Source organism: Streptomyces sp. NPDC004126 (assembly GCF_050275515.1).
Lineage (GTDB): Bacteria > Actinomycetota > Actinomycetes > Streptomycetales > Streptomycetaceae > Streptomyces.
The window spans coordinates 317,182-341,645 of sequence record NZ_JBNNPF010000001.1; the positions used below are offsets into that span (position 1 = coordinate 317,182).

The window sequence follows — 24,464 nt, forward strand, 5'->3', positions numbered from 1 at the left end:
CGCGCCGGCTAGCTGGTTGGCCGAAGCGGGCTCACCCTTCTGCCTTGCTGGTCGAGCCAGCCGATGCCGCGCGGAGAAAGACCAGCGCGGCCAACAGGACCATCGCGGTCTGGTGGCGCGGGGGAAGCGACTCCCACAGATCGTGCGCGATGATGTTCCGGACGTTCGGCCCCGCAGCCGGTTCGACAAGCAGCAGCAGGAAGCTCCTCGCCCATGCGCTTCCGGCCAGATCCGGCCTATCGGCCAGGGAGCGCAGGAGCCCCCCAAGCAGGCCGACGCCCCCGGTGGATTCGCCCTTGGCCAGGTGGATCACGGGAATGTGCTGCTCGAGGTAGCGGCGAAGAATGCCCTCGACCAGGGGGACAGCGACGAACACCGCGATCTCGTCGTACTCCCAGTACAGCCGAAAGGCGCGGGCCAGCAGTCTGGCGCGCTCGGCAGGAAGAACGACCGGATCGGTGAGCGCCGTCGTCATGTCCCGGACACTCGGCTCGAAGCGCTCCCACAGGACATCCAGCTGGTAGCTGATCAAGACGCCGGTCAGTTCGAGGCCTATAACCCGCTGGTCCTGTCCTGGGACCTCCTGCTGTCCCACGTTGTGGACGAGCACAGGGCCGGCCGTGTTGATGCGGTTCGTGTCGAGGCGGAGGAACGAGGGCTGCAGCCCCTTTTCGCCGCCCTCGTCCGTCGATTCGGGCTGCGGAGGTACCGGGTGACCGACGATGCGCCGCAGCGCGTCCTCCAGGTCCTTGGCCTCGCCGATGTAGGCACTGGCGGCGTCGAAGAGTTCCTCCGGCATGCTGACGTCGAAGCGAATCTTCTGGAGTTCCAGGTCCTCACGGGTTAGCGCCTGCTGCTTCATGCGGATGTCCGTATGCAGGTCGCTGAGGCCCTTGTCACGGGCATGCACGGCGGCATCGGTGAGCATCATCAACTTGGCTACACCCGTCAACCCTTCAGCCGCGTCGGTGTAGGTGGCGGCGATGGATCGGTTGGTCCGCTCGACACCACCGGGGTCGCCCTTGGTCACCGCCGCGAGGTTACGCAGGAAGGAGACCCGGACGTGTGGGTCGCGCCGGTAGTGCTCAGCTGCCCGCTCCGCGACAGGCAGGGCGTGGGCATGCCACTTGGACCTCGCCACGAGCGGGTCGAGCAGGGTCCCCACTACGCCTGGGCGCTCGTCGCCCTTGTCCATCTCCGCGTTGGCCCGACAGACCATGGTCGCGACGATGTCTGCGGCGGCGGGCAGGTTCACCGAGAGGGCAAGCTTGAACGCGCGCACGAGCGACTTCGCCGCGTACAGGTTGCCGCCCGACACCTGGGGCGCTGCCTCGAACCAGTCCGCCGACTCGACGTACGAATCCACTGCCGCGCGAAGGTGCTCGATCTTGGGACGGCCGGCGCTGACGGCGTGCAGAAGGTCGTGAAGATGGCCACGAACGCCCGGGTGGTCTGCCTCTGCGGCGTACTCAGCCCAGATTTCCACCGCCCGCCCGCTGATCTCCGACAGATCACGGGGCCACCGCTGCGACCCGGCCCCTACATACGCCCCAACGAAGGTGTCGTCGGGGCTCAGGTAGAACAGGAACCCGGCCCGCAGCGTTTCGACGTGCTCCTCGTCGAGTTCGCCGCCGGTGCCCCTCGTCGCGGCACCCAGCCGGTCGGAGATGTCGGAGTAGAACACGAAACCCTGGGACGCCGCGTTAAGAGCGTCCAGCGTGGCACTGTCGATCACGATCACGACTCCCTCTCCGAGAGGCCCCTCAAACGCCGTCCGGACAAAGGCGGAGGCGGCGGACGCCCGCGCTGCGGTTCAGCTGGTACCGGGCACAGGGTAGTGGCCGAAGTCTCGGCACTTGCTTGCATTTTCTTAGATGGCCCACTATTTGACAGACTGCCAGAGACCTGCGGTGCCCTGCTGCTATTGGGAGACCCGCAGGGCGCTACAGCAGGTCGCCCAACGTGGGCCGTGAGATCGAGGCCTGGCGCGAACGACGCATAGCTGGGGAGAGATAATGGCTCAGCCGACGGCAGCCGTGGTCGCGGTATCCGAGATGGCGGTGGTCCGGGCACTGGAACTGGCAGGCAACCGCCTGATGGGCCGGAACGGCCGGGGTGACCGAGGCACTCTGCAGCGCATGGCCCCTTGGGACCGACACTCGTTCTTCCGTGTGACCGGGGAGGAGGCGGACAAAGTGCTCACCGGCGTCTGGGAGGCTCCCGCCGCACGCGGGGTGCCGGAGGAGCTGCTGCGCGTACTAGATACCTACGTCCGGCTGCTCTTGGCATCCGGCCACTCCCTGCACCGTTCCGACCTGGTGCAGACGCTATCGCGGATGCACCAGCGGGTCCTCCTGCCCTGGGAGACAGACGAGGCTTCCGCGTCGCCTGCCACTCCGTGACCGGCCACGAACCGTCCGCTAGTGCGGTGGTCCTTCCACCGACCGTCCCTGCATAAATCCAAGGGTGGCTCGAGTGGCGCCTCGGGACAGAGCTCGAGCAGGCGGGCCTCCCTCACGTGCACCCTGTCGTCAGGAGGACGCCGGACCCCTATCTCGCAGGTGGGCAAGGGCAGCTGCGACGGACAGGTCGTAGCGGTCCTTGTCCTGCTCCCAGCGGGTCAGCACGGCAACAGTGGCGTCCGCAATTTCCGTTGGCAGGTCAGCCGCTCGGAGAGTTTCGGCGATGTCCTCCATCTCCGGGGCCCACCGCCAGGCCCGCGCAGCGACGCTGGGCAGATAGCCCGGATCCGAGAGGATGTTCGAGGCCATGGTTTCCGCCTCGGCGGTCAGCTCGGCCCCCACCCCATGCGTGGCGGCAAGGGCGTGGGCGACGCCGGCAAGGGCGCGAGCGGCCTTCTGATAGCTGGCGAACGCCATCTTCAGCGCAGAAGAGGAGCCAATGTCCCCACTCGCGCGCCGCGGCTCGAGGTGGGTGTCCTTGAAGAGTCCTTCAACGACGCTGACAGCCTGCTGGTCGCCGGCGAGGTAAAGGCGCGCCGTCCGCTGACCGCCCGGCGGTGGTCCGAAAATCGCGCCGTCGAGGACGACCGAACCCGGGCAGACCGCGCCCACGATGTGTTTCATGCGCTGCGGATTGATGGCGTTGGCGTCCACGTACACCCCGGAGAAGTCGTGGCCGGCGACCTCCATGGCCACGTCCTCGGCCGCCTGGGGCGGGCACACGGAGAGGACCACGGAGCTGCGGTCAAGCGCGACGGCCAGGCTGTCCACTGCTACTGCTCCAGCCTGCAGGGCCCGTTCACGTGTCGCTTCGCTTCGCCCGTCGGGCACCCAGAGCACCTCGTGACCTGCTGCCACGGCTTGGGCGGCGACAGCAGCGCCCATGGAGCCTGGGTGCAAAACGGTCACGGTGGTCACGGGCTGCCTCCTGGTGGAAGTTCGGCAATGGGACGTTCCCTGTGAGCAATGATCGACTCCCGTAGGCCGATCGCAACAGGGGCTCCAGCACCGGGGTGTTCCGCTAGCTGACGGCTGAAGTGACCGATCCGTCGGTCCACGCTCTCCGTTCGGCGGCGGGCGTTGGTCTCAAGAACCGTGTGAACCTGCTGCGCAGCGCCTTCGATGTCTCCCCGTCCGAGACGGGCCATGGCGAGGTCCATCCGGGCCAGGGACATCTCACCTAACCGCTGTCGTGCGGGCGGGGCCGCCTGGAAGATCGCCACGGCCTCGTCGGCACAAGCCTCCGCGTCCCCCAGATTCCGGCGTCCAGACAGCCAGAGGTGGGTGCTGCTGGCGTAGAAGAGCTGCTTCTCCACAGGGAACGCCATCATGCCGCCGGGCAGATCCCCGTCTGCCGCAAGTCCTTCGCGAAGACGCCCCGCGCCGGCCAATGCCGCAAGCGCCTCCTCGGCCCGGCCCAACTGGCCGTATGCACGTGCCTTGATGCTCTCCAGCCGGATGATCGCGGTACCGGAGTCTCGTGCGTACACCGCCCCAAGCTCCGCCAGCCGGATGGCATCCGCCGGTCGGCCATCCCAGTAGGAGATCAGGGCCTGGAGCCCGCGTACCCACACACGAAGGCCGTTGTGGCCAGCCAGCTCGCCCAGGAGGAAGGCGGTGCGTGCCTGAGTGTCGGCGGCGTCGTAACGGCCGAGGTCGAAGCTGGCGTTCGCGAGCACCCCGCACAGGATGCCGGCGCAGACGTAGAGATCGCGGGTGTACCGCGGCGGCTGACGGCCTTCCAAGAGTTCGAACGCTTGGTCGCGCAAGGAGCGGACCTCTCGGAACAGGGGGCCGACAGGTCGGTTGGGATACGTGTCGACTATCCGACGGATATCGGCTTCCAGCTGATCCATCGTGTGCGGTCCCACGTTGCTGCCCTCGGCCCGTGCCGCGAACCGTGCCGACTCGCTGGCGGCGGCGGTTACGACGTCTTCACAGCCGCTCTCAAACGCGTCCCCTGAAGTGCGCCCCTCCGCCCTCGGAGCGGGCGACGAGATCAGGTCGGAGGACGCTGATTCCAGGAGACGAGATGCCGGGATGCCCGGGAACATGAACTCCAGGACCCGGCGGGCGACCGTCTGAGGGGTGCGGACGTTCCCCCTTACCCATCTGTGGAATTGCCGCTTCTCGACGGTGGCGGTCGCGATCGAGAGGTCGTCCTCGGCATCGGCAAGCTGCTTTGCCGCCTGCTCGTACCGCTTTTTGAAGACCTGGTACTCCTGCCAGCCCCTCTGGTTAATGAGGGTCTGGAAGAGCGTAAGTCCTGACGGGCTCATGACCGCTCCTCGCTTCGACGCTTTTTCGACCACCACGCTAGATCTCAACGGCCCCGGACAGTCGATCACTTCGCCAGAAATAGCGATGCCGAGGCGAACTGACACAGGTTAGGCGCGAAAAGACCGCGTTTGGCTCTGGTTAGGACCTCGCTCAGGCAGCCCCAAGGGGGAACACTGCGACTTCGCCCGCCTCCCTTGGACAATGGATCTGCTCACCGACGCTCCGCCTGCGGTCGGCATCAGCACCATTGCCCGGAGGCTTCCTGACCGTCGACTCTCCGAGGCTGAGATTGCGCACGCGCCCGAGCGGTACCCCAGGATGTCCGCCTGACGACGTGGACGTGTCGCCGCCATCCACGGGCGAGGTCTTACTCGGGTCGGTTGGCCGCGGGCTCCCAGTAGTTCGCCAGCATCGCCGCCGGCCAGGCCGGAGCGGTGACCGGGCCGCGGGGGCCCATCTGCTCGAAGTAGGGGGCCAGGTCGTAGATCGGAGTCCCGGCCACGGCGTCAAGGTCGGTGACATGGAGGTCCCGGCCTTCCACTTTGAGCAGGCGGGGGAAGGACGTCGCCAAGCGGTTGGGACGTCGGTGGTTTCGGTGCACGAAGGTGCCGGTGGGCTCCCAGGTCGGGTCGTTGCGAGGGCTACGGGCTCCGAGGTGCAGGTCGGCGTCGGAACCCAGGTGGAAGCGCCAAGTCACGATCAGGTGGGAGAACTCGTCGAGTCCGCGCAGGGTGTCCAGTGGGAATTCCGGGCGCATGCGGATGATCGATTCGACTCCGCCCTGGTAGTCGTCGGCCGGCGTCTGGTGGCCACCGACGACGTGGGCGATGGCCTCGATCGTGATCGGGTCGTGCACGCATTCCTCCCCTGGGACTACCGGACCGGCTGGGCTACTGGCTCGGCTCGGACCGGTGGTGTGACGGCGCGGTCAGCGTACCCGGCTGATCACGGTGCGGGCGCGATCGTCCAGGCGGGCCAGCACGGTGCCGCCGCGACCTCTGTATGGGGACAGGGCACGGCGCATCTGGACGACGGTGTCCAGGGCGCGTCCGGACTGGACTCCCTGCATGGCGTCGAGGGCCTGGGTCCAGGTCGCGCACGCCACGTCGAGTGCGCCCCGCTGTATCTGGACCGCGCCCAGGAGGCCGAGGGTGACGGCGTGTGTGCGGGCGAAGGCCGCGCTCCTTCGAGTGCGGACGCTGCGCAGGAACTCCCGCTCGGCGCCCTGGAGATCGCCGAGGGCTTGCAGGGTGCGGGCTGTTTCGTGGGCGAGGGACGCCTCGGAGAAGAAGAAGACCCTTGCGGGCTCGTCGTCGTCGGCTTGGGCGCTGCGCAGGTCGTCCTCGGCTCGCAGCAGGGCCTCTATGGCCTCCTGCTTGTGGCCAGCGGCTGCCAGAGTGCGGGCATGGACGACGCCGAGGAGGGAGCGCTCGCGGGAGCTGGCGTTGGTGTAGCGACGCTGGGAGACGGAGGTCTCGGCCAGCTGGAGGGCCTGCGTGGGGTGGCCGAGGTCGAGGGTCTGGTGGGCCTGTGCGCGCAGGATGTGTCCTGCCAGCGGGGCGTCGTCGGCCTCGGCAGACAGCTGCAGGGCCAGGCTGAGCCACTTTTGGGCCAGCACGTGCTCGGAGGCGTCGAACGCTGTCCAGCCTGCCAGGTAGGCCAGCTCGCCGGCGGCCGCGAACATCTCCTGCCGGATGCGCTCGTCAGGGAACCGGCTGCCGAGGTAAGCGGCCACGTCCGTGCGGAGGTAGGCCACCAGTGCGGACCGTCCGTCTCCTCCCCCACGCCGCTGCTCGCGCTGCGACAGCAGCTGGGTCATCTCCCGTACGGCGGCCACGTCGTCCGGCCCGACCGTCCGGCCAGCTGGAGGCTGTCGGGTACGGGCGGCGGTCAGGGAGTCCTCCCACCACCCGGTGGACGGCAGGCTCATTCCGGCGAGCGAGAAGGCGGCGCGTTTGAGGGCCAGGCGGCGCTCCAGGTCCAAGTCGGTCCCCCCGAGATCCACGAGCTGTGCGATGGTGTCGCCGCCTTGAGGCCGCATCGAACCCGCTTTGTCGTCGGGGTCGTTGAGCCCGATGCCGGCAGGCGTGACGATGCGGTTCAGCCCCTTGCCGAGCAGTCCTCGCGACAGCGTCTCGCACAAGATACGGGTCGCCGTCGGTCCCGGGTGCGCTCCTCGGATCCACTGGTTGATGTGGGAGCGCGTGATGGTCTGCAGTTCCGTGGCGCCGACCTCGGAGGCGACGCGCACAACGTGCGCGGCTGCCGCGACCTGCGACCAGCCGATTTCCTGAAGTACGCCTTCCAGTCGCGTGTTCCGTTCGCGCGGCACGCTGCGCTCCTGTCCACGAAACGATCTTTACCCGCGTTACCCGTCCCCGATCGCGCTTCGGGATACCCACACGGGGTGAAACGCGGTTCGCTGAGCGTAACGGTAGCCCCAAGGGCCACTGACACGGCCGTAGTTCGGCCCTCGAATGCACCGGCACACGACTCCCCGGCGGGGTCTGCACGTCCGCGGAATGGAACGAGGTGAGGTGACCATGTCCCATCGGATCACGCGAAGCGACCTGCTTCGGGCTCTGGACTCCCCCGCCGCCGTCTCGGCGTGCGTGGCCCTGCCCAGCCGCCTGGAATCCGTCAGGCAGACCCGCCGCTTCGTCTCGGACCAACTGGGCAGGTGGGGCTGCGAGTCCCTGACCGACTCCACGGTGAGGATCTGCAGCGAGCTGGCCGCCAACGCTGTCACCCATGCCGAGCCGCACGCGGCGGGACGGGACGAGATCCTGGTTTCCCTGACGTTCGTTGCTGGCGAGGCGCTGATCGCCCAGGTCGCGGACTCCGATCCGAGCCCACCCGTCCCGAAGATCACCCGGCCCCGGGACCTCGCGGAGAGCGGGCGCGGTCTGTCCATCGTCACCAAGCTCTGCGACTACTGGAGCACCTCTCCCAGGTCCGATGGTCAAGGCAAGACCATCAGTGCCTACCTGCGCGATCACCAGCAGGCCCTTGCTCCCGGGGCGCCGCCGGCCGGGCCGGACCGTGTGCCTTCCGAGGATGCCGCTGGACTCGTGGCGGAGCCCGACGGTACCGCGCTGCCGCAGTTGGACTTCTCCAAGCCGGCGGTGGCACGGGTGTGTGACTACGTCACCGGCGGAACGGACAACTACCCGGCAGACCGGGCTCTGGGACGTCAGCTGCTCGCGTTGGCGCCGTGGCTTGACCGGGCAGCTGCCGCTGCCCGTGCCCACGGACAGCACGTCGTCAGGCATCTCGCTTCGCAGGGGATCGTGCAGTTCCTCGACCTCGGCTGTGGGCTGCCCCGTCGCCACGGCCACAACGTTCACGATGCGGCGCAGGAGGTCCAGCGCGAAGCCAGTGTCGTCTACGTGGACCGCGACCCGATGGTGCAGGCCCACGTCCGGACTGTGTTCGAAGAGACGCCCCGGGAGATGGGCCTGCACGCCGACATCACGCTCGCCGAGGACATGCTCGCCCAGCCGGCCATCGCACGCCTCGACCGGCGCAGGCCGATGGCGGTCCTGCTGCACGAGGTCCTGCCGTGGATCGATGACGACAAGGCCAGGCACCTGCTGGACACGCTCCGGTCGTGGGTTCCCGACGGCAGCTTCCTGTCCGTCGTCCACGCGGCAGCCGACAGCTACCCCGAGTCGACCCCCGACCTCGTCGCGCTGTACCAGGAGGCCGGCATCCTGTACCGGCCGCGAACCCTGGAACAGCTGCTGGCCCTTGCCGCCGACTGGGACGTGGCGGGCCCGGGCATCACGGCTGTTCCTCTTGAGGGGCTCCGCGCCGTCGACGACCGAGAGCCGCTGTACGGCTCGTACGCGTTCACCGCCTGCGCGTCCGAGTCGGCGGGCAGGCGGCTCGGCGCGAACGCTCTGGCACACACGCCGGTAGCCGCCGGCGGCGCGTACCGGGAGGCAACCCCGTGACCGCTCCCTACAGCGTGCGGGCCCTCACCCGCACCGACTACCCCCAAGCGGGCAGCCTGCTGTCCCGGCGCTGGGCCCGGGAGGCCGAGTGCGGGCGGCCGGTCGACCAGGAACGCGACATCGCCCTGGTCCGGCCGCTGCGGACCGGCGACCACAGCGACGATCTCCACGGTCTGTTCGAGGACGGGAGCCTCGTCGCGATGTGGGAGCTGGACCCCAGCGGTCCGGGCGCTGGCTGGAACACGTCCGAGCGCGCCGAGAGCAGCGTCGGCCTGCTGCTGCTCTACGCCGACCCCGTTCACCGGCACGCAGGCCGCCTGGTCTCGCTCTGGCTCGCCGATCAGCTCGCACGCCGCCCGCGCCCGCCGCAATGGCTGCGCTGCAACGTGGCCGACGGCCGGCTCGCGGACCACATCGCCCGCGCGTGGGGCTGGAAGAAGGTCCGCTACGACCACGGCCGTCACCTTCTCCAGCTTCCTTGCGACGTGAAGCCGACGCTCAGCGTGCTGATCACGGATCCAGTCTCTGAGCAGTCGTCCAGCTGTCCCTCCCTAGCCCCGCCCGCAGGGAGCGAACGCCCGTGACGTACACCGACTTCGGCGACGACCCCTACTGGACCGGGCTCGAGGACAACGAGCCGGAACCCGTGCACGACCGCCTGGCCGCCCGCACCGTGCGCGGTGCGCCGCCCGGAGAGGTCCGGGACGCGTCGCCCCGGGAGATCCGGGTCGGCGACTGGTTGGTCCTCGACGGCACGGCCTACGAGATCACCAACTTGTTCTCGCCCGGCTTCGACAGGTCCTTCAAGCGAGTCATCCTTCGCGGCCGCCCCGACCTGGTGGTCAAAACGCGCCAGGAGATCGTGCGCCCGTACGAGGTCTCGCACCCCGCCCCGCGCCGCCCCGGGAGCCGACGGTCCTCCGCGCACGGCATCGACAACTGACATCCAATTCCCTGTCCGAGGAGTTTCCGTGGGTCCGTCACTTCCGATCCCCACGCCGCAGTCCTGCTTACCCTCTCCGCCGTCATGGCCGAGGAGGGGTATTCCCAGCGGTGTCCCTCGTACCCCGCCCGAGGCGGAGCTGGCGACCTGGCGTCTGCTGCGTGCCCTCGCGGTCTCCCGGCTTGACGACATCACCAGCGAAGACAGCGGCCTCTGGGACACCCTCAATCTTGTCCTCGACGATGCGGTGGACTTGGGCGAGGTCCGCCCGCTGACTGCCAGCCTGGCTGTGGACCTCCGCTCGCTGACGGACCGGGCCTCCCGCCACGTCGAAACCGGGCTCACCGAGGAGACGCGGGCGCGGGCGTGCGGTCTCCTGCGCGAGGTCCGCGACCGGCTGCGCCGTGACACCCTGGACATCGGCCTTCTGCGCCGGCTGGCCTGGATGACGGAGGAAGTCGCAGGCGAGGTCCTGGCCCCGGCTCCGTCCACCGCTACTTCGGCGCCGGCCGCAGGGCGTGCGTCCGCGTGCTCCCCCGTCGCCTCGGGGTGCGCCGGGCAGTGGTCCAGAGGGCCTGCACCTGCCGCGTACTCGGCGGCCTCGGCATGACGGCCGGTGTCTCCGCTGCCACGAGGCCGGAGAGCATGCGGATCCTGGACCGGGCCTGCGTCATCGTGCACCAGCACGTCACCACCGTGTACCCGCCGGGTTCCTCTCTTCCGAGCACCAAGCAGTTGGCCCTGGCCTTGGGGCTGCCGGAGAAGCATGTGCACCAGGGGCTGCTGCGTCTGGACAGCCTGGGCGAGATCGCGCTGCACACCGGGAGTGTGCCGGTCCGGCTGCGCACGCGGGAACCGCACCCACGCGACCGCGGCCTGCACGGTGCCGTCCGCGACCGGATCCGCGTCGGCCACTACCGGCCAGGGACGGCACTGCCGACCGGTCTGCTGGGCGAGGAGTTCGGGCTCCTCCCCCACCACGTCCAGCGAGCGTTGCGGTTCCTCACGGTGGAGAAGACCCTGCGCTTCGAAGTGGACGGGGCCTACGGCCCGGGCCACTACGTCCCTGCCGGGCCCGTGGAGGCGGTCGCGTGAACGTCACGCTGCTGCCTGCCTCGCAGCACCAGGGCGAGCACGGCCGCCGCGATGCGGCGCCCTCCCTGGCCGATGCTTGTGCCAGCGTCCCGGTGAAAACCCCACCGACCAATGTGGGAGTGCTGTGGTGAGGGCCGTGCAGCGCCGCAGGCTCGTGCTGCTACAGCGGCTGGCCGCCGTGCCGGTGGCAGGGTCGATCGCAGGCTGGCTGGCCGAGGCGTATCTCCGGTGCACGGTCCGGCAGATGGTCTCTCGGGCCCGGCTCTATGAAGACCACACCGGTGCCGGGCTCTCGCCGCGCAGCTCGGCACCACCCAGAGACAGGGACTGATCCCTGCCGCCGCCATCGCGGCCCACGACTTCCCTCTCCGGCGCTTCCGAAGGGGGAGGCCAGGAAGCGCGCCGTCAGGCACCTGCCCCTGGCCAGTACCACACCGAACAAACCGAATCAGCAGAAGGAGTTGCAATGGCCACCAATCCCAACCCGGGCATGACCCAGGCCCAGTCCAAGGCCACGGCCACGGACGCGTTCCACCTGGACGTGGAGCTGGTCGAGGTCGGCGACGCGGGCGCCCTGAAGACGCTGACCGACGACGGCTGCGGATCGACCTGCGGCGCCTGCACCACCGGCGTCCACTGACCCACTCGCTCCGCCCTGACCGGTGCCGTCCCGCCCAGCGCGGCGGGGCGGCAACGGTCCGTCCGTTCCTTTCACCCTTCATGGAGGTTCAGGTGGCAAGCCCCGCGTTTCGGTCCGGCCGCACGGCGCTCGTGCGCGCGGTGGCGTCTCCCGCCCCTCCGCTGGTGCCCTGGCCCGACCTGGCCGACCGGTCCCCGGGGGACTTCACCGGGCAGCTTCCCTGGCTGCGTGCGATCCGCGACACGGATACCGGCAAGGCGTTGTGGCACGCCAGCCCGGCACTGGGCAGTGAGGTCGATGGCCTCCTGGCCGCCGAACGTCCCCGGCCTCGCGATGTGCGGCGGGCTGCACTCTCAGTGGCCCGGTACGTACTGCGAGCACACGGCCGCCCCACGCCCTTCGGATACTTCGCCGGCGTCACCACCGCCGGTTTCGGCGCCTCGGCCCATGCCGACTGGGGACGCGAGCATCTGCCGGTGGCCCGAGCGTCCGCGGAATGGATGGCGGAGGTCATCGCCCAGCTGGAGGCCGACGCCGAGCTGCTGGAGCGGATTCCGGTAGTCGCCAACACCACCCTCATCGAACGCGGCGATCGTCTCGTCGTCCCGTACCGGACGGATGCCGGAGCCGCCCGCCAGCACGCGGTCGAGGCCTCCGTCCGGATGACCGGCGCCGTGGCTGCCGTCCTCACCGCAGCGCGGGCGCCGATCCCAGTCGCAGACGTCGTCGCGAAGGTCCTGGCCGAGTTCCCCTCAACAGGGAAGCCCACCGTGAACGGGTTCGTGCGGGAGCTGATGGGGGTCGGCGTCCTGGTCAGCGCCTTGCACGCGCCGAGCACGGAGACCGATGCGCTCGGCTACCTGCTGGCCCAGCTCGACGCCATCGGCGCTGACGAGGTCGTCGGGGTATCGGAGACCCTCGCCGCTCTGAGGGCCATCCATGATGAACTCCACCACGCCGACGGGCACGAGGCCGCCCGTGCCCAGATGAGCGCCGTCGCCCCCCGCCTGCGTCGGGATCCGGTCGCCGTTGACGTGCGCCTGGCCGGGTCCGTCGTGCTGCCGGAGGAGGTCGCCCGGGAGGCCGAGCGGGCCGCTCTTCTGCTGGCCCGTGTCAGCCCGGCGCCGTTCGGGACGGCAGCCTGGAAGGCGTTCCACATGCGGTTCTACGAGCGGTTCGGGATCGGCTCCATGGTTCCGGTGCTCGACGTGGTCGCCGACAGCGGCATCGGCTACCCCGACGGGTATCCGGGCGCTGGCGCCGCGGACCTCAAACCTCGGTTGACGGACCGCGACCAGGTCCTGCTGCGGCTGGCGCAGGAAGCTGCCCTCGACGGCCGCCGCGAGGTCGTCCTCGACGAGGCCACGATCGAAGCCCTGACCGTGGGCAGCGAACCGGTACGGCTCCCGTCCCACCTTGAGCTCGGGTTCCGGCTCCGCGCATCCGACACACGCGCTCTGGACCGGGGAGACTTCCGCCTGGAAGCGGTCAGCGTCTCCCGGGGCGCCGGGGTCGGAACGGGCCGGTTCCTCCCTGTGCTCGAATCCGGGCAGCGGCAGGCCTTGATCGACGACCTCAGCGAGCTTCCGGCTTCCGACCCGGACACGATCGCCGTCCAGCTGTCGTTCCCGCCTCTGCTGCCGGAGAGTGCGCACGTCACCCGCACACCTCGCGTGCTGCCGACCGTGATCAGCCTGGCCGAGCACCGTGCTCCTGGTGAAGACGTGCTGACCGTCGACGCCCTGGCGGTGGGCTGCGACGGGCGCCGGATGTACCTCGCTGCCCCCGGTCGCGGGCAGCGTGTGGAGGCGGTGGGGATGCATGCCCTAAACCTGGACACTCACACACTGCCCCTGGCCAGGTTCCTGACCGAGCTGGGCCGCGCCCAGTGCGCGCAGGTCACCACGTTCGACTGGGGAGCCGCTTCCCACCTGCCCTACCTTCCCCGTCTGCGCACCGGCCGCATCATCCTGGCGCCGCTCCGCTGGCGACTGAACGTCGGGGAGCTGCCTGCAGCTGACCGACCGTGGGAGGAATGGGACGCGGCGTTCGGCACCTGGCGCGACGCCCGCAAGCTCCCATTGACGGTGAACGTCGGCGAGGGCGACCGGCTCCTGCCCCTCGACCTCACCGTCCCCGCCCACAGGGCGCTGCTGCGCGAGGAACTGGACCGTGCCGGTGCGATCACGGTCGCCGAGGCCCCGGGCGCGGCCGAGCTGGGCTGGTGCGGCGGCCGGACCCACGAGATCGTCGTGCCCCTCAAGGCCAACCGTCCACCGGCCTGGCCGCGCCTGCCCCAGCCCACGTCCGCTCGCACGGTTCGGAGAGACCTGGTCCACACGCCCGCCGTCTCGCCTGTCCTTCTGGCAAGCGTGTACGGGGACGTCCGCCGCCAGGACGTCCTGCTCGGGGAGCACCTGCCGGACCTCCTGGACCGGCTCGGCGGGCCGCCCTGGTGGTTCGTACGGTTCCGCGACCCCCACCAGCACCTGCGGCTCCGCTTCGCCCTGCCCACCCCGGAGGCCTTCGCCGCCACGGCGAGCACGGTGAGCGCGTGGGCGGATGAACTCCGGTGCGCTGGGCTGGTATCGGATCTGCGCTACGCCACCTCCTTTCCGGAGATGGGCAGGTGGGGCGAGGGGGCGGCGTGGGCTGCAGCCGAGGAGGTCTTCCGAGCCGACTCCCGTGCAGTCCTCGCGCAGCTCACCTGCGCGGGCCGGCCGTCCCGGCGGGCGCTGGTCGCCGCGCACAGTGTGGCCATCGCCGCCGCCTACTTCGGCAGTACGCCGAAGGCGATGGCGTGGCTAATCGACCACGTCCCGCCCGCGCCCCCGGCACGGGTGGCCCGCCCGGAGTTCGCTGATGCCGTCGCGCTCGCCAACCCTGACAACGACTGGGCAGCCCTGCGGTCTGTCGCCGACGGCAAGACGATCCTGAACGCCTGGAGCGACCGCAGCCGGGCCCTGGCCGTGTACCGGAACCACTTCCCTGGCCTGGATACCCAGGGCATTGATGCAGACGACGTGCTGACCTCCCTGCTCCACGTCCACTTCGTCCGCGCCGTCGCCGTCGACTTCGCCGAGGAAGCCGTCTGCCTCTACCTCGCACGGGCCGCCGCCCTCGCCTGGACCGCCAGGAGGTCCCGCTGATGCCCCACCCCGCCTTCGGCCTTACCCGGGAGATCGCCGACCGGCTCGCCGAGCCGGAGGCCCCTCTCGGTGCCCACGCTGCCTCCGACTGGCGTCGGCAGTCCCTCGGCCACGGCGCTCCCGGTATCGCTTTGCTGCACATCGAGCTCGCCGCCGCCGGCCTCGCGCCATGGGACCGCGTGCACTCCTGGCTCTCCGCCGTGGCCGGTCAGCCGCTGACCAGCGGGGCCGACAGCCACGCCTTCTACGGTGCACCGGCCTTCGCCCACGCCCTCGCGTGCGCGGCCGAACGCCTTCCCGGGGCGTACGGGGCCGCACTCGATGCCCTGGACCGACAAGTGGCCAGCGACGCACACCGCCGCCTGGCCGCGGCTGAGCAGCGCATCGAAGCCGGAGAACTCCCCGCGCTCGCGGAGTTCGACGCGATCCGCGGTATCACCGGGTACGGCGCCTACCTCCTTCGCCGACGCCCCGACAGCGACACCGTCCGCGCCATCCTCGACTACCTGGTCCGGCTCACCCAGCCGCTCACCCACTGGGGCGGGACGGTGCCCGGATGGTGGACGGCGTCCGGACCTTCTGGACGCCCCGACAGTCGCTACCCGGACGGGCACGCCAACACCGGGCTCGCCCACGGCATTGGAGGTGTCCTTGCCCTCCTTGCACTCGCCGGACTCCGCGGGACGATGGCCTCGGGTCATCGGGAGGCCATCGCCAGCATCCTTCAATGGCTGGACCGCTGGGAAGTCGACTGCGGTCGGGGACCGGCCTGGCCGTACTGGGTAACCCTGCCGGCCCTACGCACCGGTCACCTGCCCGTGGGGCCACAGCGGCCGTCCTGGTGCTACGGCACTGCTGGCCTCGCCCGCGCGCAGCAGCTCGCCGCCATCGCTCTCGGCGACCGGAGGCGGCAGCTCGCCGCCGAGCACAGCCTTCTGGCAGCGCTGACTGACCCCCAGCAGCTTCGCGAGACCACCGACAACGGTCTGTGTCACGGCTTCGCCGGCCTCGCCCACATCGCCGCTCGGGCAGCCTCGGACGCCCTCGCCGCTACCGCCGGTCAACTCCGGGCAGTGCTCCCCGCACTGCTGTCCGCCGTGCACCCCCCTGGCAGCGACCCTGCCGCCGTCGCAGCCGGGCTCCTCCGGACGCAGGAACCCGACCCCGGACTCCTCGACGGCGCCGCGGGAATCGCCCTGGCCCTCCTGGCTCCAGCCACCGGCACACCGCCCCAAACCTCCTGGGACACCTGCCTGCTCATCGCCTGAACGGCGCGCGCACGAACCCACAACCCACCACCGTCGTCCACCTACTTGAAGGACCTCACCGATGCAGGGCACCTGGCACCAGATCAACGTCACCTTCCGGGACCGCGCCGCCGCGCAGCAGGTGATTCCCCAGACGCTCGGCCCCGCCCTGCTCAAGGCCGAGGACCGGGGGGAAATCTCCGCCTGGTGGTTCATGAACAAGCAGCCGTGGAAGCTACGCGTGCGCACCACCGGCGACGAGACCCCCACCGTGTGGGACGCCCTCAGCGGGCTCGTCCATGACGATCGGGTCCGGCAGTGGATTCCCGCGACCTACGAGCCGGAGACCCTGGCCTTCGGCGGGACCGAGGGCATGGAGGCGGCCCACGAGCTGTTCCACACCGACAGCCGTCACCTGATGACCTACCCCGTCCAGACCGGGCACCTCGGCCGCCGCGAGACCGCCGTCCTCCTCGTCAGCGCGATGATGCGCGCTGCCGGTCTCGACTGGTACGAGCAGGGAGACGTCTGGGACAAAGTCGCCGCCGAACGCCCGACCCCGCCGATCCTCGCCTCCGAGCTGGACGCGGCCATGCACTCCCTGCTGACCGTCGACGCCCGCAGCCTGTGCCGGGAGGACGGCCCGCTCCACGGCCACGCCGACTGGGTCCGCGCCTTCGCACGGGCCGGGGCCGCTATCGCCGTCCTCAACGACGAAGGCCGCCTACGCCGAGGACTGAGAGCCGTCCTCGCCCACCATCTGATCTTCCACTTCAACCGGGCCGGCCTCCCCCTGGAGGACCAGAGCGCCCTGTCCAACCTCGCCCGAAAGGCCATCATGGGAACGAGTGACACCCCCGCAAGCACCCCCAACGGCACCCCGCCCCCCGATAGCGTCGAATCGGTGAACACCGACACACTCACCAACCCCGACCCGACTGCGGAACAGCTCCGCAACGCCCTCGTCGACCAGATCCGCCAGAAGGGCCACGCCACCAACCCCGCCGCCGAGGCCGCACTGCGCACCGTGCCACGGCACCTGTTCGTGCCCGACGCCTCGCTCCAGGACGCCTACGCCAACCAGCCGGTTCACGTGAAGTACGACACCGACGGCACGTCCATCTCCTGCGCCTCCCAGCCCGCCGTGGTCGCCCTCATGCTCGACCAACTCGACGCCCAGCCCGGCGAACACATCCTCGAACTCGGCGCCGGCACCGGCTACAACGCCGCCCTCATCGCCCACCTCGTCGGCGAGACCGGTCACGTCACCACCATCGACGTCGACGACGACCTCGTCGACGGCGCCCGCGCGCACTTGGCCGCCGGCGGGTACGCGAACGTCGAAGCCCTGACCCGCGACGGAGCCGTCGGCTACGCCGACGGGGCGCCCTACGACCGGATCATCGCCACGGTCGGCGCCCACGGCATCCCGCACGCTTGGCTCGACCAGCTCGCCCCGGGCGGACGGCTCGTCGTTCCCCAGCGCATCAAGGGCAGCGTCTCCCGCTCCATCGTCTACGAACGCCGAGACGGCCGGTGGCTCTCCCTCGGCAGCGAGATGAACACCTTCATGCCCCTGCGCCGTGGCATCGCGGACGACGACCGGCGGATCATCCCCCTCGTCACGGACGGGACCGTACGCCTGCAGGCGCCGACCGGAACGCCCATCGACGGCGAGGCGCTGGCCCGCGTGCTCGAAGAACCGCGGGTCGAGGAGTGGACCGGGATGACGGTCCGCGCCATGGAATCGCCCGAGTGGATGGAGCTCTTCGTCAGCTGCTCCTTCGACTCCGGCCTGGTCAGGATGCTGTTCCCGGCCGCTGCGAAGGGCACCACCCTCAGTGAGGACCCCTACCCCTCCTCCACCGCGGTCATCGACAAGGGCGCCCTGACCTACCTCGCCCGGCGCCTCTCGGACCAGACCACCCCCGAGGGCGGCAAGCTGTGGGAGTTCGGCGTCATCGGCCACGGCCCCGGCGGCGACGAGCTCGCCGCCAAGGTCGCTGAGACCATCCGGACCTGGAACCGCACCTACCGCAGCCGGGAGGCCAGCTTCGAGCTCAAGTCCCTCCAGACGCCGGCCCCCAAGGAAAGTCCCGGCCAGTTCATCGTCGACACGCCTCTGAACCGGATCGTCATCGGCTTCAACTGACCGTGCGCCCCTGACCGTGTGGTGCCCGTTGCCCCCATCTCCCGCAGCGGGCCCACACGTCGGGCCGACCCCTCGGAGAACTTCATGGACCCGCATGGCCAGTCAGCCCGACGCTTCCCCCTCGTCTCACGGTTCCGGCCCACCTGCCTTCCCCTTCCCGACCGCGTCCAGGCCCTCGCAACCCTCTCCGAGACCGCCGCCGCCCGCTCCGACCAGGGGCTCGGCTCGGCCGTCTACAACCAGGCCGCCCTGATCGCCAGCGACGTCGGACTGCCCGACCTCGCCCGCCAGCTGTGCCACCAGCACGCCGACGCCTATCTGCACGCCGCCCCACTCCCCGCCACGGCCGTAATCCGGGCCCTCGAGCCCGTCGTCAACCTGGCCCGCCTGCAGATCCGCGCCGGACACCCCGACGAGGGACGCAACCGTCTTCTGCGTATCTTCGACGTCGTCACGAACGGCACCGCCGACCGATTCGACGACGTGCACATCCCAGCCGACCTGGTCCAGTCCGAAGGCGGCCGGCAGGAAGTACGCGCCTGGCTGTGGCGGGTCCTCCTCGCCGACGGCTCACGGACCCTCACTGGAAGCGGCCGGTGGGCCGAAGCCCTCGCGCACGCCCGCGAACACCAGGGCATCGGCAAGCGGATGTTCGACGGCCGACAGATCGCCATCGTCGCCGCCCTCACCAGCGGAGACACCGAGCACGCAGCCAGACTCATCGCCGACACCGCCGCCGGCGAGCCGTGGGAGCACGCCGTCACCGCCTGCCTCCACGCCCTATGCCTCCGTGCCCGCGCCGACTTGAATCACAGCCAGCAGGACGAACTAGAGGCCGTGCTCCGCGCCGTCCCCGCCGAGGAGGGCATGACGGTCTTCGACACCCGCCTGCGCCTCACAGCCCTGGACACCATCGCCTCCCCGACGAGCCCTGCCGCGTACCGCATCACGAACGAGTTGCACCGGGGCATCGTCGGTACTCGTGACGGCTTTGCCGCCCGCGAGGCCCTGGACGACTCACTGTTCACCGAGCTCGCCGCCCCGAAACAGCTCCAGGACTGCCACGACCTCGTCGCAGCGTGCGCTCTGGGCTCCGGCGCCGTGCCCGCGCGCCTGCGGAGTGTCTTGGACACGGCACTGCATCGGAGCGACCGCGTGATCAGAGACAGCCTGTCGGCCCCCTGAGTCGCCCAGGTGTCCGAGCCGGTCCGGCGTACGCACTCGATCGGCAATCCTCCGCCCGGGTGACACGCCCCTGTTCGAGCGAGTTTCAACGCCACAGACCCAGACGCGCCAAGCCCACCCCGCCGGACGAGAACATTCGTTCCCGTTTTGCCTCCAATCCGGCCGTGACGGACCCGGATCGGAGCCGTTCTTAGAGCACCAGTACCAGTCGTGCGCCCATCTGGAGGACCCCCGTGAATCTCCTACCGAAGCACCTCGACACCCTCCCCTTAATCGAACACCACGCGCCTGCCCCGTGCCTGCGCCGGGCGGATGGGGGTCATGTTGACGCCTCATCTGCCTGCTGCCGCGGCTCACGAACGCATTTCGGGAGGGCTGCGTGAGCAAGGACTCGGCAAGTGGATCCGGCGCTGCGGGGGTGTCGGATTCCGAGCGGCTCCTCTTCGGCGGCGAGCTGGCCTACGACATCGGGTGGGACCAGCACGAGGGCGCCTGGCTCCGGCTCGGGCTTTGGACGATGGCGCGCCAGCTCCCCCGGCTGGCGGGGACCGGACTGCGGCTCGCCCACCTCGCCGACGCACGGGCCCTGCGCGTGGTCCTGGCCTCGGAGGCCGGGCGGGGTATCGCGCAGGCGGTCGGCCTGGTCGCGGTCAACAGCGTGCTCGGCCACGTCCTCGCGGCCGGCAGCACCAACGAGCGCCTGGTCCAGGCACTGCCCGCGCTCACGGTCGTGGCCGTCACGGCGTTCCTCGGGTCGCTCCTGCGCTCGGCCTCGACGGCGGCCACCGGGGCCCTGGAGCCGAAGGTGCAGCGAGTCGCCACCGAGCAGTACCTCGGCCTGGTGCACCGCACGGAGCTGTCGGCGATCGAGGACGACGAGTTCCACCGGTTGCTGGACGCGGCCCGCTACGGCGCCGACTCGGCCCGGCGGATGATCCGCTACTGCACCAACACCCTGAACTCCGCCGTGTCGCTGATCGCGGCGGCCGGCGTGCTCACCGTCCTGCACCCGGTGCTGCTGCCGCTCCTGGTGCTGATGACGCTGCCGAGTGCGTGGAGTTCGCTGATGATCTCCCGCCAGCGGTACATCTCCTTCCACGCCTTCGTCCAGCACGCCCGCGCCGGGCACCTCCTCGGTCAGCTGCTGACGCAGAAGGAAGCGGCTGCCGAAGTCCGCGTCCATGACGTCGGGCCCTTCCTGCTCGGGCACTTCCGCACCATGGCCGAGACCAGCGAACGCGAGCAGACCCGGCTGGCCCGCCGTGCGGCCCGCATCGGGCTCGCGGCCGACGGTGCCGGCGGTCTCGCCACCCTCCTCACCTACGGCGCTCTGGGCGCCCTGCTGTGGGGCGGGGCGATGGAACTCGCCGTCGCCGGCACGGCGGTACTGGCCATCCGCACCGGCGCCGCCAGCCTCGACAGCCTGGTGCTCCAAGTCACCGAGCTCCACCAGGAGTCCCTGTTCGTCGCCGACTTCGAGCGGCTGTGCCGGGAGGCAAAGACCCGGGCCATCCCCATGGGCGGGGACCCGCTGCCAGAGCGGCTGCGGGAGGTCCGATTCGAGAAGGTCACCTTCACGTACCCCGGCAGTGGCGGTGACGGCAAGCCGGAACCCACGCTGCGCGAGGTGAGCCTGGCGTTCCCGACGGGGAAGATCATCGCGCTGGTGGGTGAGAACGGCTCCGGCAAGTCCACCCTGGTCAGGCTCCTCGCCGGCCTCTACCTTCCGGACGAGGGCAGCGGCACGATCTGGTGGGACGACGTCGATGCCCGCACCGCCGACCGCGGCCAGGTCTTCGGCCGCGTCGCGCTGATGTCGCAGGACTTCTACCACTGGCCTTTCACGTTCCGGGTGAACGTCGGTATCGGCCAGCCCGGTCAGGCCATCGACGACCGGGCGGTCCAGGAGGCATCCGCCTTCTCCGGCGCCGACCAGGTCCTCGACGACCTGCCTCGTGGGCTCGGCACGCTGCTGGCCCGCGGATACCGCGGCGGACACCAGATCTCCGGCGGACAGTGGCAGCGCATCGGCATCGCGCGGGCCAAGTACCGCCAGGCCGAGATCCTCATCGTGGACGAGCCCACCAGCGCCCTGGACGCGGTCGCGGAGCAGCGGGTCTTCGACCAGATCAGGGCCCTGGCCTCGACCACCGGCCAGACGATCGTACTCATCACCCACCGCCTGCACTCCGTACGCCACGCGGACCTCATCCACGTCCTGAAGGACGGCCGGGTCGCCGAGTCGGGCACCTTCGAGGAACTCATGGACCCGGCTACGGGCACGGGGGACTTCCGCGACGCCTACCTCCTCCAGGCCTCAGCCTTCGATGCCACGATCCCCACCCAGCCGACTGGCGACCACGACACCCTGCACGCCCAGGACAACGCATGACCCCAGCCACTACGCCCCAGAAGCATGACGCCAGGGTGAACGCCCACCCGGAGGCGGGACGCGACGGCGTCCGACCGCACACCATCCCTACCGCCGAGGCCAGTGCGCCGGGGCCCGGAGCCGACCCTGCACTGACGATGCTCGACGGCCATCACCTCTTCGACCGGGTCCACTTCGGCACCCCACTGTCCGGAACAGCGCCCAGCATGGAGGACGTGACGGGCCTGTTTGGGTTCATCGCCTCCTACGGAAGGGCCACCACCGAGCACTGCCCGGACCACCGTCCGTTCTAGGAGACCAAGTTGACCTCGCGCGACATCATGCGGTCCAAAACCCTGCCCGCGACGGTGAGGCACTGGGCCGAGCAGCGAACCGGGCACATCGTCGCCGTACGCGATGCCTCTCACGCCTGGCCGCGGTCCCGCGTGTGGGAGCTGACGGGCTCAAGCGGGGCTTGCTGGTACGTGAAGATCTCACCTTCAACGAAGTTCTACGCCCGCGAGACCAGGGCCTATCGCCGCATCGTTCCCGCACTCGGCCACGGCCGGGCACCCCAGCTCCTGGACAGCCGCGCCCACGACCTGGTCCTCCTGCTCACCGCGGCCCCCGGCGATCCCGCGAAGGAGCTCGGCTTGGACGACGCCACATGGCGTGCCGTGCACCAGCAGGCCGGAGAGCTGTGCGCCCGGCTCCACGAAGCAGGCAACCTCGACGAATCCGACCGGGTGGAGGCTGAAGCATCATTCGCAGCTGCGGCCGACGGAGCGGAGAACAACTTGGCCCGCGCCGGGAACCGACTCACCGACGGTGAGCAGCAGGTTATCCGCAACTACGCCGCCCAACTTCGCCGTGTCGGCCCGGTCCCCGTCGGCTTCATCCACGGCGACAACCAGCCGCGGAACTGGCTGTGGTCCGCCTCCGCCTCCGGGCTCGCACTCCTCGACTTCGAGCGGACCCGGCCGGCCGCCCGCGTGCAGGACCTCGTCCTTCTCACCGTCACCCAGTGGGCCGACCATCCGGATCGCGAGAAGTCATTCCTTGACGGGTATGGGCGCCTACTCACCGACGCCGAGCGACACGCGCTGCGCTGTCTTACTGCGTTGGACTCGGTCAACTGCCTGGCCTGGGGCCCGGACAACGGTGACGTGGAGGTCACCGCCCGGGGGCGGCGGACCCTGGACCGGCTGATGAGGACGTCCAAGCCGTGAGCACCACCGCCCACTTCACTCCGCCCCTTCCCTGAACTGTGAGGTCTCTCTTGGCGCCCACCCGCTCGCACGTCCGCGATCTCATCATCTCCTACCTGGAACGGCACCTGGTTGAAGTTCCATTGCTGGCCCCTCTGTTGCGGTTGCTCGACGAAGACGCCGAGCCCACGAGCCGTTCGACCTTGCCGGGGCACATCACGTGCAGCGCGGTCGTCGTCGACCACGACCGCCGGGTCCTGCTCGTCCACCACAACACGTTCGGGCTGCTGCTGGCACCCGGCGGGCACGTCGAGGCCGGGGATCGCTCGCTGCTGGAGACGGCGCTGCGCGAGATCCACGAGGAGGTCGGCATCCCGCCCGGCGCCCTGTGTGCCACCGCCGCCTACGGGGACCTGCCCATCGACATCGACGTCTTCGACATCGAAGCCAACCCGACCAAGGGCGAGGCTGCGCACCAGCACTGGGACTTCCGCTTCGTCTTCCAGCTGGTGGACAGGGACGTCAAGGTCACGGTGCAGCCGGAGGAGGTCTCGGCCCCACAGTGGGTCGCCTTCGACAAGGTCACAGCCCCGCAGCTGCGGGAGAAGCTCTCCGCGTCCGGGCTCGACGGCCGCGTCGAGCCGGTCAACGCCTCTGCGCTGATCCACGACGGGCACGGCCGCTACCTGCTGCACCTACGCGATGACCTCCCCGGCATCTGGGAGCCCGGGGCCTGGGCGCTGCTCGGCGGCGGCCGCGAGCCCGGCGACACCTCGCTCGACGACACCGTCCACCGTGAACTGCGAGAGGAAGCCGGGCTCGAGCCGGGCGTCGTGGAGCCGTTCGCCGTCGAGCTCGCCACCGGCACCAACGGCCTGACCGTGCCGGTGCAGGTGTTCACCGCCCGCTGGAGCGGCGACCCTGCCCGCCTGCCGCTCACCGAGGGCGTGATGCTGGCCTGGTTCCGCCCCGACGCCATAGAGCGCCTGAGGCTGAGCCCCTCGACCCTGGAGCTCGTACGCCGACACGCCCAGCACGCCGCCCGCAGCGCCACGGCGCCCCAGGGCGGAGCCCTCGGGCCGGACGGGCCGAAGGCGGGCAGCACCAGCGTTCCGCACATCGTCGGCGTCCACCTCTACCTGGAGCGCGACGGCCAGGTGCTGCTCGGCCTGCGCCACCCCGGCTCCGCGTACGCCGGCGGCACCCATCACTTCCTCGCCGGGCACTGCGAGCAGGAGTCCGCCGTGGCCTGCCTGGTACGGGAGGCGCAGGAAGAGGCCGGGCTGCTCATCGACCCGGCCGACGTCGAGCTCGCCCACGTGGTGCACATGGTCGACAAGCCCGGAGACCAGCCGAGAGTCGGGTTCGTCTTCCGCGCCCGGCAGTGGACGGGAACCCCCGAGGTCCGGGAGCCGGACCGGTGCGTCTCCTGGGGCTGGTGGCCCGCCGACGCCCTTCCGGAGCCGATCGTCCCCTACACCCGAGCGGCGATCGAAGGCATCCGCGCTGGACGTCCCTACACGGAGCTCGGGTGGTCCTGACCGCCCCGCGCATCCCGCCCGCAGTGCCCGTCCCCCTGCCGAAGGAGTCGTACGTGCTCGATCCTCTCGTACCGCCCGCCCATGCCGGAGTCACCCTTGAGGAGAGGGCGGCAGCCGCGCGGGCGGAGATGGTCGCCGGACTGGAGGCCGCCGGCCACCTCCAGGCGGGCCCGGTCCGGGACGCGTTCCTCGCGGTGCGGCGGGAGGTGCTGATGCCGCAGGCGTACGTGCGGCG

The 24,464-nt window shown here is 70.2% G+C and carries 20 protein-coding genes; 15 read left to right on the forward strand and 5 right to left on the reverse strand.

All coding sequences use genetic code 11. The features are described from left to right. Nucleotides 1-31: 31 nt before the first annotated feature. A complete protein-coding gene (locus ACQKM2_RS01455; protein ID WP_427705213.1) occupies nt 32-1,741 on the reverse strand; it encodes a hypothetical protein in 1,710 nt (569 codons plus the stop codon). A gap of 274 nt (nt 1,742-2,015) precedes the next feature. On the opposite strand from ACQKM2_RS01455, the gene ACQKM2_RS01460 reads away from it, so the two are divergent. Beyond that, nucleotides 2,016-2,402 (forward strand): hypothetical protein, encoded by a 387-nt coding sequence (locus ACQKM2_RS01460; protein ID WP_427705215.1) that lies wholly within the window; start codon nt 2,016-2,018, stop codon nt 2,400-2,402. Between the two features lie 129 nt (nt 2,403-2,531). On the opposite strand, the gene ACQKM2_RS01465 is transcribed toward ACQKM2_RS01460, so the two are convergent. From ACQKM2_RS01465 to ACQKM2_RS01480, 4 genes are all read right to left on the reverse strand, one after another. Continuing rightward, nucleotides 2,532-3,380, reverse strand: a complete 849-nt coding sequence (locus ACQKM2_RS01465) for a DUF1932 domain-containing protein (protein WP_427705218.1) — start codon at nt 3,378-3,380, stop codon at nt 2,532-2,534. Continuing rightward, nucleotides 3,377-4,741 (reverse strand): hypothetical protein, encoded by a 1,365-nt coding sequence (locus tag ACQKM2_RS01470; protein ID WP_427705221.1) that lies wholly within the window; start codon nt 4,739-4,741, stop codon nt 3,377-3,379. Before ACQKM2_RS01470 ends, ACQKM2_RS01465 begins: the two co-directional genes overlap by 4 nt. 368 nt (nt 4,742-5,109) lie before the next feature. Continuing rightward, nucleotides 5,110-5,598 carry an SAM-dependent methyltransferase gene (locus ACQKM2_RS01475; RefSeq protein ID WP_427705224.1) on the reverse strand — a complete coding sequence of 163 codons (489 nt, stop codon included), beginning with the start codon at nt 5,596-5,598 and terminating at the stop codon, nt 5,110-5,112. A 72-nt stretch (nt 5,599-5,670) separates the two neighbouring features. Beyond that, nucleotides 5,671-7,074 (reverse strand): Tat pathway signal protein, encoded by a 1,404-nt coding sequence (locus ACQKM2_RS01480; RefSeq protein ID WP_427705226.1) that lies wholly within the window; start codon nt 7,072-7,074, stop codon nt 5,671-5,673. A gap of 211 nt (nt 7,075-7,285) precedes the next feature. Between ACQKM2_RS01480 and ACQKM2_RS01485 the strand changes: the two genes are divergently transcribed. The 14 genes from ACQKM2_RS01485 to ACQKM2_RS01550 all read left to right on the forward strand — a co-directional run bounded on the left by ACQKM2_RS01485 (nt 7,286) and on the right by ACQKM2_RS01550 (nt 24,229). Then, nucleotides 7,286-8,698: an SAM-dependent methyltransferase gene (locus ACQKM2_RS01485; RefSeq protein ID WP_427705229.1), complete on the forward strand. Its 1,413-nt coding sequence runs from the start codon at nt 7,286-7,288 to the stop codon at nt 8,696-8,698. After that, nucleotides 8,695-9,282 (forward strand): hypothetical protein, encoded by a 588-nt coding sequence (locus ACQKM2_RS01490; RefSeq protein WP_427705232.1) that lies wholly within the window; start codon nt 8,695-8,697, stop codon nt 9,280-9,282. The genes ACQKM2_RS01485 and ACQKM2_RS01490 overlap by 4 nt, the downstream gene beginning before the upstream one ends. Continuing rightward, nucleotides 9,279-9,641: a hypothetical protein gene (locus tag ACQKM2_RS01495; protein ID WP_427705234.1), complete on the forward strand. Its 363-nt coding sequence runs from the start codon at nt 9,279-9,281 to the stop codon at nt 9,639-9,641. The genes ACQKM2_RS01490 and ACQKM2_RS01495 overlap by 4 nt, the downstream gene beginning before the upstream one ends. A 289-nt stretch (nt 9,642-9,930) precedes the next feature. Then, on the forward strand, nt 9,931-10,251 hold the full coding sequence (locus ACQKM2_RS01500; protein WP_427705236.1) for a hypothetical protein: 321 nt from the start codon (nt 9,931-9,933) through the stop codon (nt 10,249-10,251). Nucleotides 10,252-10,286: 35 nt separating this feature from the next. After that, entirely contained in the window at nt 10,287-10,736 is a 450-nt protein-coding gene (locus ACQKM2_RS01505) for a hypothetical protein (RefSeq protein ID WP_427705238.1), read from the forward strand. Further along, nucleotides 10,733-10,867 carry a hypothetical protein gene (locus tag ACQKM2_RS01510; RefSeq protein ID WP_427705240.1) on the forward strand — a complete coding sequence of 45 codons (135 nt, stop codon included), beginning with the start codon at nt 10,733-10,735 and terminating at the stop codon, nt 10,865-10,867. Before ACQKM2_RS01505 ends, ACQKM2_RS01510 begins: the two co-directional genes overlap by 4 nt. Before the next feature lie 359 nt (nt 10,868-11,226). Continuing rightward, nucleotides 11,227-11,376, forward strand: coding sequence for an FxLD family lanthipeptide (locus ACQKM2_RS01515; protein ID WP_327388731.1), 150 nt, complete (start codon nt 11,227-11,229; stop codon nt 11,374-11,376). Nucleotides 11,377-11,456: 80 nt separating this feature from the next. Next, nucleotides 11,457-14,525 (forward strand): lantibiotic dehydratase, encoded by a 3,069-nt coding sequence (locus ACQKM2_RS01520; RefSeq protein WP_427705243.1) that lies wholly within the window; start codon nt 11,457-11,459, stop codon nt 14,523-14,525. Continuing rightward, on the forward strand, nt 14,522-15,793 hold the full coding sequence (locus ACQKM2_RS01525; protein ID WP_427705712.1) for a lanthionine synthetase C family protein: 1,272 nt from the start codon (nt 14,522-14,524) through the stop codon (nt 15,791-15,793). The genes ACQKM2_RS01520 and ACQKM2_RS01525 overlap by 4 nt, the downstream gene beginning before the upstream one ends. A gap of 61 nt (nt 15,794-15,854) precedes the next feature. Continuing rightward, nucleotides 15,855-17,924 carry a methyltransferase, FxLD system gene (fxlM, locus tag ACQKM2_RS01530; protein WP_427705246.1) on the forward strand — a complete coding sequence of 690 codons (2,070 nt, stop codon included), beginning with the start codon at nt 15,855-15,857 and terminating at the stop codon, nt 17,922-17,924. Between the two features lie 84 nt (nt 17,925-18,008). Continuing rightward, a complete protein-coding gene (locus ACQKM2_RS01535; protein ID WP_427705248.1) occupies nt 18,009-19,109 on the forward strand; it encodes a hypothetical protein in 1,101 nt (366 codons plus the stop codon). Nucleotides 19,110-19,626: 517 nt separating this feature from the next. Continuing rightward, on the forward strand, nt 19,627-21,501 hold the full coding sequence (locus ACQKM2_RS01540) for an ATP-binding cassette domain-containing protein (protein ID WP_427705714.1): 1,875 nt from the start codon (nt 19,627-19,629) through the stop codon (nt 21,499-21,501). Between the two features lie 302 nt (nt 21,502-21,803). Further along, nucleotides 21,804-22,709, forward strand: coding sequence for a phosphotransferase (locus tag ACQKM2_RS01545; protein ID WP_427705251.1), 906 nt, complete (start codon nt 21,804-21,806; stop codon nt 22,707-22,709). 143 nt (nt 22,710-22,852) lie between these two features. After that, complete coding sequence (locus ACQKM2_RS01550) at nt 22,853-24,229, forward strand: NUDIX domain-containing protein (protein WP_427705253.1); 1,377 nt, start codon at nt 22,853-22,855, stop codon at nt 24,227-24,229. Nucleotides 24,230-24,464 lie beyond the last annotated feature (235 nt).

Coding starts and splice junctions, on each gene's coding strand:
- ACQKM2_RS01460 (WP_427705215.1), top strand. CDS start 2,016: ATGGCTCAGCCGACGGCAGCCGTGGTCGCGGTATCCGAGATGGCGGTG.
- ACQKM2_RS01470 (WP_427705221.1), bottom strand. CDS start 4,741: ATGAGCCCGTCAGGACTTACGCTCTTCCAGACCCTCATTAACCAGAGG.
- ACQKM2_RS01485 (WP_427705229.1), top strand. CDS start 7,286: ATGTCCCATCGGATCACGCGAAGCGACCTGCTTCGGGCTCTGGACTCC.
- ACQKM2_RS01505 (WP_427705238.1), top strand. CDS start 10,287: ATGCGGATCCTGGACCGGGCCTGCGTCATCGTGCACCAGCACGTCACC.
- ACQKM2_RS01515 (WP_327388731.1), top strand. CDS start 11,227: ATGACCCAGGCCCAGTCCAAGGCCACGGCCACGGACGCGTTCCACCTG.
- ACQKM2_RS01520 (WP_427705243.1), top strand. CDS start 11,457: ATGGAGGTTCAGGTGGCAAGCCCCGCGTTTCGGTCCGGCCGCACGGCG.
- fxlM (WP_427705246.1), top strand. CDS start 15,855: ATGCAGGGCACCTGGCACCAGATCAACGTCACCTTCCGGGACCGCGCC.
- ACQKM2_RS01535 (WP_427705248.1), top strand. CDS start 18,009: ATGGACCCGCATGGCCAGTCAGCCCGACGCTTCCCCCTCGTCTCACGG.
- ACQKM2_RS01540 (WP_427705714.1), top strand. CDS start 19,627: ATGGCGCGCCAGCTCCCCCGGCTGGCGGGGACCGGACTGCGGCTCGCC.